Annotated in this window: 5 protein-coding genes; 1 reads left to right on the forward strand and 4 read right to left on the reverse strand. The window is 48.6% G+C overall.

The features are described 5' to 3' along the window. Nucleotides 1-60 precede the first annotated feature (60 nt). The 3 genes from ACN0R1_RS20835 to ACN0R1_RS20845 form a co-directional block, all read right to left on the reverse strand. A complete protein-coding gene (locus tag ACN0R1_RS20835; protein WP_417586080.1) occupies nucleotides 61-2,118 on the reverse strand; it encodes a diguanylate cyclase domain-containing protein in 2,058 nt (685 codons plus the stop codon). Nucleotides 2,119-2,452: 334 nt separating this feature from the next. After that, the gene (locus ACN0R1_RS20840; protein WP_417586081.1) at nucleotides 2,453-4,015 is read right to left on the reverse strand and encodes an ATP-binding cassette domain-containing protein; all 1,563 of its coding nucleotides are present in this window, start codon (nucleotides 4,013-4,015) and stop codon (nucleotides 2,453-2,455) included. Nucleotides 4,016-4,240: 225 nt separating this feature from the next. Next, the gene (locus ACN0R1_RS20845) at nucleotides 4,241-5,290 is read right to left on the reverse strand and encodes a helix-turn-helix domain-containing protein (RefSeq protein WP_417586082.1); all 1,050 of its coding nucleotides are present in this window, start codon (nucleotides 5,288-5,290) and stop codon (nucleotides 4,241-4,243) included. A 195-nt stretch (nucleotides 5,291-5,485) separates the two neighbouring features. Here ACN0R1_RS20845 and ACN0R1_RS20850 point away from each other — a divergent pair, with 195 nt between their 5' ends. Beyond that, nucleotides 5,486-6,601 carry an alpha/beta hydrolase family protein gene (locus ACN0R1_RS20850; protein WP_417586083.1) on the forward strand — a complete coding sequence of 372 codons (1,116 nt, stop codon included), beginning with the start codon at nucleotides 5,486-5,488 and terminating at the stop codon, nucleotides 6,599-6,601. Here ACN0R1_RS20850 and ACN0R1_RS20855 read toward each other — a convergent pair. Next, the gene (locus tag ACN0R1_RS20855) at nucleotides 6,579-7,100 is read right to left on the reverse strand and encodes a Slp family lipoprotein (protein ID WP_417586084.1); all 522 of its coding nucleotides are present in this window, start codon (nucleotides 7,098-7,100) and stop codon (nucleotides 6,579-6,581) included. The two genes, ACN0R1_RS20850 and ACN0R1_RS20855, sit on opposite strands and share 23 nt — an antisense overlap. Nucleotides 7,101-7,328 lie beyond the last annotated feature (228 nt).

Consider the following 7,328-nt stretch of genomic DNA (forward strand, 5'->3'; position numbering starts at 1 on the left):
TACCACATTTCGGTAGCTGGCCTCTCTCCGACCTGGCCCATCACATGAGTGTTGCGGTTATTATCTGAATTCAGGAAGTTCAAATTCATCGTTTTGTATCGCATGACGCAGATCTTGCTCAATGGCTAAGCGTTCACTGGCTGATTGGGTCATTGTGGCTGTGAAATATTGCACATTATTCCGTCCCTTCTCCTTGGCGTGATACATGGCTGTATCGGCATTTTTTAACAGTGTTTCCATATCTATGCCGTCGGCAGGGAACATTGAAACCCCAATACTGGGTGTGCAGCTGAGGCTGTGCTGATCAATTGCATAAGGTTGAGATAGCGCGAGTAAAATAGCATTGATCAGATGGGGTACATCGTTTGTATTTCGTAACCCAGTGAGAGCCACTACGAACTCATCTCCACCTTGGCGAGAAACTATGTCACTGTCACGGGTACGTTGTTTTAATCTATTAGCCACTTCGATCAATAACTTATCACCCACTTGATGACCAAGGGAGTCATTGATGGTCTTGAAACGGTCTAAATCGATGAACACAACGGCTACCAAAAGCTGTTCACGTTGTGCACTCAGTATTGACTGCACAAGGCGTAACTCCAGACTGTAGCGATTTAGCAGGCCGGTGAGTGCATCATGATGCGCTAAGCGTTCTATTTTCTCTTCAGCGGCTTTGCGATCACTGATATTGGTAAAGCTGGCAATGTAGTGGCTGACCTCTCCTTGTGTGCGCATGGCTGAAATAGTCACCCATTTAGGATAGAGACTGCCGTCTTTACACCTATCCCACAGCTCTCCTTGCCAAAAATCATGCGCACGTAGTGCCTCCCACATTGCTTTGTATGTTTCGATTGGCGTATGTCCCGATGCAAGTAAGCGTGGATTTTGACCCATCACTTCTTGCTCGGTATAGCCGGTCAAGTGAGAAAATGCTGGGTTGATTGCAGTAATGCGGTTTTCCTGATCAGTCACCATGATCGCATCACCACTGTTTTTAAAAATATTGGCATACAGAGATAATTCGGATTCCGTAGCTTGGCGCCGACGAATATCTTCATGCAGTTGCATGCGTTGGCGCAAATTATAAAAATAAAGTGTTCCTAGTAGCAGTATTAATGCCGCAGCAAGGGTTAAATTACTCACTAGGGCATTAAACAGGCGCGCAGGGGCATCACTCGGCTTAAAGCGAATTACATAAGCAACTGTTTCACCGGTCAAATCAGGCACAGGAAGAAAACTGACCATATAGTATTGGTCACCGTCTTGGGTGCTGATGGCAAAGGCTTTATGGCGGGACATTAACCTTTGTACCTTGTTATTCTCGCGTAGTTGACGTTTAAGGCGAGAAACAGACTCTGATTGGCTAAATAGTTGATGCTCCGTTGCCAGTGCCGGGTTTTCCACTAAAAAACCGGGGTGGATGATGGATTCGGAATAATACATACGGTTAATAGCATCAACGGTAGAAAACACCTGTTCCTGATCAAATAGCAGTGCAAATTCACCATTGCCAAGTAATCGGTTCATTTGTGCTTGTAAGTGATTGAAGGGCATCGATAGCTCAACACTGCCTAGATGTTCGTTATCACGATGAAGTGGAAAGACATAACGAAACCCTGAAGCGGTACGTCCTATCTCTAATCCATGTACGGGGCGCTGCTCGGTGTTTGCGATGCGGATAGACGGACGTAAGGAAAAAAGAGCGTCACCCGACCTTTGCGGTAGGTGGAACCTCAGCAGCACCCGGTCATCTGGAAGGTGAAATTGGAATTGTAATAACCCTATTGCCTCCATCTCTTGATAAACAGGTTCTAGCAGTCGGTACAGCTTATCTCTCAAAACGGATAGTTCTGTTTCATTTGCATACCTGGCATCTGCCACTAGCTCAAGTACGTCCGGGCGCATGACCTGAAAACGAAAGCGGGATTCAATATCTCGACGGGTTGTTTCCAAAATTGCTCTATAGGCCGTATCTAGAGCAATTTCCTGCTGTTCACCCAGCAATTGTGTTTGTATATTGTGCTGCTTAAACAGGAATAGGCCGACCAGCACTATCGCTACTAGTGTTGCCAACGCTGTATGTAACCGGATATGCCGCAAGGGTGATATCTGCATCTTCAGTCATGTCCTAGACTCAGCGGAATATAGGCTGAATCACCAAAGTACTTAAAGTCCTCTAAATCAGCCTATGACGCTTTCTGCACGAGTAGTTATGGCAGCGAGGGCAGTGGCTTCATAAGTGTTGTGATACGATCAGTTTGTTTCCTCCAGATCATGACCCACTCCAATACATCAGATAGAGTTAATACCAAAATAGCTGCAGATTGACAGATGTGGTATGGGTTAATTGCGCTGAAACACCAGTCATCCGCTTACTAGGTGCTATTCATTCTGCCTGTTCTATTTCCACACAGTTATTGTACTTTTGTTTAAATAGATAAAGTTTCTGTCATAACTGATATTCCTCACTCACTTCACATAGTTTCGCAAACACCTCATCATGCGTTACCAGCACCAGGGTGCCTGGGTAGGTGTTCAATGCGTCAGCCAGGCGTGCTTGAGACTCTATATCCAGATGATTGTCTGCTTCATCCAGAAGCAGCAGGGGAGTGTTGGGTTGGTGGCTGACCATTAATAGGGCTAGTTTCATGCGTTCTCCACCGCTTAGGCTGGCGACAAGGTGATGCACCTGATCGCCTCTAAATCCTGCTTGGGCCAGTAGGGTGCGGTTGTCGCTTTCGCTGTGATTGGTGCACTGGGTGAGGCTATTCAATAGCGTTACGCCGGGATTGAGCAGGCTGAAATGCTGATCCAGATAACAACTCTGTCCGTTGACCAGCCGTTCTCCTGATAAGAGTGACAGACTGCCGTGGAGAACCCGAAGTAGGGTTGATTTGCCACTACCGTTTGTACCGGTCAGACGCAGTTTTGCGCCTTCTTTAATGCTCAGATTAATTGGATCCGCATTGCCGTATGGCAGTTGGCCGTTGATTAGTTGCACCAGGGTGCGTTTACCCTGAGCGCTGCTGCCCAGTGTCACTTTTTGTTGCTGCTGCTCTGCCTGACGCGCTTTAAGTTGTTTGACTCTGTTGTTGAGTTGGCTTTGTTGATGCTCTGCTCTTATAGAGCGGGTAGAGGTCGAGGCACTGGCGCGTTCCTTTTGCCGATCAAGAATGACTTTGGCCTGGCTCCCCTTACGCGCCAGCTTACGCCCTTGCGTCGCACGCTGTTGTGCCCGCTCATACTCCAGTTGTTGCTGTTTTTTGGCCTGACGCAATAAGCCTTCTGCGCTGGCTAGCTGACATTCGATGGCTGCCTGTTCCTGCTGTTTTTGTGCAAGGTAGACATCGTATCCGCCCCCGTACACCTGCAGGCCAAGGCTATCCAGTTCCCAGATTTCCTGCATTGCCTGCAGCAGGAAACGGTCATGACTGATCAGTAGTATCTGCCCAGAAAATTGCTGCATCTGTCGCAGCAGCCAATGCTTTCCTGCTGCATCCAGATGGTTGGAGGGTTCATCAAGTAATAGCCAGTCGGCGTTGCTATTGAACAGACGCCAGAGCCTCACTCGAGCTAACTGGCCACCGCTGAGACTGCTCAGCGGTATATCAGCCGTGGCTGGAATGTTCAGTGTATGGCATAGGTCGGCGAACGTCTCACGAACAGACCAGCGTTCTCCCAACACGTCAAACCAATGTGCTTCTGTTGCACCTTGCTCTATCTGTGCAAGCGCTGCCAGGGCCTCGTCAAGATCCAGACCCTGTGCCAGGGATAGGTGTTTAAGAGCATCGCTGTGCTGTTGTTTGAACACACCACAAACAGCCTGTTGTTGCAGCGTTCCTGAACTTGGCTGACATTGGCCACTGAGCAACTGACCCAGGATGGATTTGCCAATACCATTGCGACCAATCAGGCCGGTCAGGCGTGCATTCAGCGTACAGCTGATATCTGTAAACAGGGTTTTGCCTGTAGGCAATTGATAACTAAGATGATGAGCAGAAAATGCGCGCACAGTGCCTCCTGGGGCAGGGCGATGCAAAGTCATTACACTCAGGGTTTGAATCATCTACGCCGGTCAAGGCAGAAGGGGCAAACACGTGATGAACTAAGCTGGATAACCCTGCCAATCTGTCAGATTAATCAAAAAGAAAGATTGAATGTCAGGGGCTTAGTGGCTCATCGTAGCGGGAACTCCAATTAAGGTGAGTTAGAAGTGTAGCCAAGCTGCATCTCGTGATCAAGGGGCATTCTTGCCTAGAGGATGGCGTGCGTCCTGGCGATACTGGCTGGGGGTTTGCCCGGTGATCCGACTGAACTCCCGGTTGAAGTTGGATTTACTATGAAAACCTGAGCTTAGGTAAATCTGGGTAATGCAGTCATCGCTTTCGACTAAGCGTGCTTGAGCATAAGCGATTCGATACTCATTAATAACTTTGGATAGATTGCGTGCATAGATTTGGTTGACCGCTATCGAGATGTGTTTTGCTGGAATGACCAGTTTACGGGCTAAACGATTTAAGGTGAGATCCGGGTCAAGAAAGACTTGTTTTTCAACCAGCAGCTGTGTGAATTGCTGCACGATAGCGTCGGCTTCTGCGGGTGTCAGCTGTGGCTCCGGTGTATCAATGGACGGTGGTAGTTTGCTGCTTTCAGTTATCTCTTCGGCATCACCCGAGTGAGTCCGAAGTCCAACCCAAGCGATAATCACAACAATCATAGGTAATAAGATAGCGTAGCTTAATGCCAGAATATACGGCGCATGGACGCCGTCATAAAACATGAAGCTGATCGCCAGGGCACCATCAACCAGCGCTGAAAAGAGTAACGAATAACCGGCTATGCGCTCGGCATGCGCAAACCCTTCTGTATCCGATAGCCTGACATCCCCCGCGATGGTTGGCGCTGAGCGTAATAAAGCGACGCCATAAACTATGTACAAAAGGGTTAATAGAGCATCTAAGGGCGTTTGCAATATGGGATAACCCAGTGCGCCCAGTGCAATGATCCCAGGCAGTACAGCATGCCACCAGGAGAGATGCATTTTTTGATGTGCACGCCTGAAACAATACCATGCGCAAACCGGTACCAGCGAAGCCAGAATGGGTTGCAGGGTGCGAAAGATGGCCCAATCCAGGCTCCAGCGCAAACCTACAATTGCCGTAGTTAATGCACAAAGCATGGCGAAGGCACTTGCTAATTTAGCGCTGCTCGATGGCCGCATCCACAAAAAAAGTGCCAACAGCGAAAGCAATATTGATACGACAAAAGGAAGGGGGATCGCAATCATCGGTTTTCCTGTGCGTTAACATTTCGAATCAGGCCTAGCCTAGTGGAATACTCAGTTCATTGGGAAGTGAATTCGACTGGATAGAGACCTAAAACCTGTTTGAGGACGTCGTAAAACCGAATTCAGGACGTTAGATAGTAAATCCGATGCCATAGTGGTTACCACTGAAACAACTCAATTCAACAGGAGAACACTATGCATCGCCTTCAAGGTTTTAAGCGTTTATACCAGGGTTTGCTATTTATCGGCTTAGGGCTATGCATTACCACAGTGCAGGCGCAGGACCCTTCGTCCACGCAGAACTACACCACGGCAAGGATAGATTTCAGTCTTGAAGATACGCAAACCGGACGAAACCTGGAAGGCTATATTTGGTATCCCTCAGTTGATTCCAGTGAGCCTGTTTGGGCACACGGTAATACTGAACGCGTTTGGGAGCCCATTGCTGTTGTGCCAGATGCAGCACCGATTGAGGGATCTTTTCCCGTGCTTGTGTTATCTCATGGGATGTTCGGTACGGCGCATAATCAAGCCTGGTTAGCCCAGGCCATGGTCGCTCAGGGTTATTTGGTGGTCGCTATCAACCATCCCGGTACTTCGCATTTTTTCCGCGACCCTGAGCAGCGTCGTGAGCTATGGCAGCGTGCGCGCGACATTTCGCGGGTGATCGATTATGTCAGCACGGATTTTGTTTTTGCTGACCAGGTTCGACAGGATGAAATTTATATGGCAGGCCACTCTCTTGGTGGGCATACGGCAATGATGCTGGCCGGTGCGCAATACAGTGCGAAGCAATTCGATGAATTTTGTCAGCACAATTCCGGTGAACTCGTTTGCGGTTTATTCACGGATTGGGGTGTTGCTAAAACCCCTGACGATATTCAGCAAATGGAGATGGATTGGTCGGACTCACGTATTAAAGCTTTTGCCATTTTTGATCTAGGCGGCAGCCAAAGCTTTGATCGTAACAGCCTTGCTGCTATTGATGTGCCTATGCTGATTTATGCGGCACCCAAGGACATTATGGGTCTCGATCTTGATATTGAATCACGCTATCTCATCACCAAGTTGTCGCAACAAACGTTTAGCTATCACGAGCCTGAGCAGCTGGCGCATTTTGACTTTTTAGGGGTATGCACTGAAAAGGCGTTGCAGGTTTTAACAGCGGAAGAGCCCAGCGATAGGTATGTTTGTATCGAAGGGCGTGACGAAAGGCGAGCCATGCACCAGCAGATCATAGAGCAACTGTCAGCATTTCTGCAGGTTAACGGCTCCAGCCAAGGGGGTACTAATTATTCGCTGGAACAATAATGATTGGTCGCATCATAAAACTTCTATGGAAAAAAAAGGGATCATCGCTATAGTGACGAGTCGAGGGCTCCTTAACTTCGGGCCAAAGATGTAGCTGTTCGGAATGGAGTATCGGGAACAGATAGGCTTGCTCCCCAACCTTACCCTCTTCGATGGCTGAAAAGGCGCCCAGTGCTGTGACCAGGCGCCCAGGGGTATAGATAGCCGGGTCGATAAAGCCGGATACCAGAACTCTGAACCGTCCCCCGCTGGTATCCGTCTTCACTGGGCGACCACGGCTATTCAGTGAAAACTCAACGACCTCCAGCAGGCTACCTTGTTGCAGGTTACTCACCGCCGCGATTTCACCGCCCCAGCGTGCGATTTGACCTGAAGGTTCAGTGGTGACTGTCGATGAAAAAGGCAGTAAGGTTTGTTCAGTTTCCGTGCGCAAATCAGAGGGAATTGAAGCACAGCCGCCGATTAGAAGGGCGGTGATAAAAAGCATAATGCGGTTCATGGCGGTGGCTCCTGTGAACATAGTTCTGCCTATATGCGCTTGGACAGTCAATATGTCTATTATATCCGTAAAATAACTGAACCTGTGGTGCTCATCGGGTTAGTATTTCTCTTTGTGGCATTGCTGAAAGTTTTTTCATTAAGGAGGGCTCTATGCAACCCGTTACTATCGATATTATTTCAGATATTGCCTGCCCCTGGTGTGCCATCGGCTATGCCCGACTGGAAC

The organism is Nitrincola sp., assembly GCF_048264025.1.
Classification (GTDB): Bacteria; Pseudomonadota; Gammaproteobacteria; order Pseudomonadales; family Balneatricaceae; genus Nitrincola.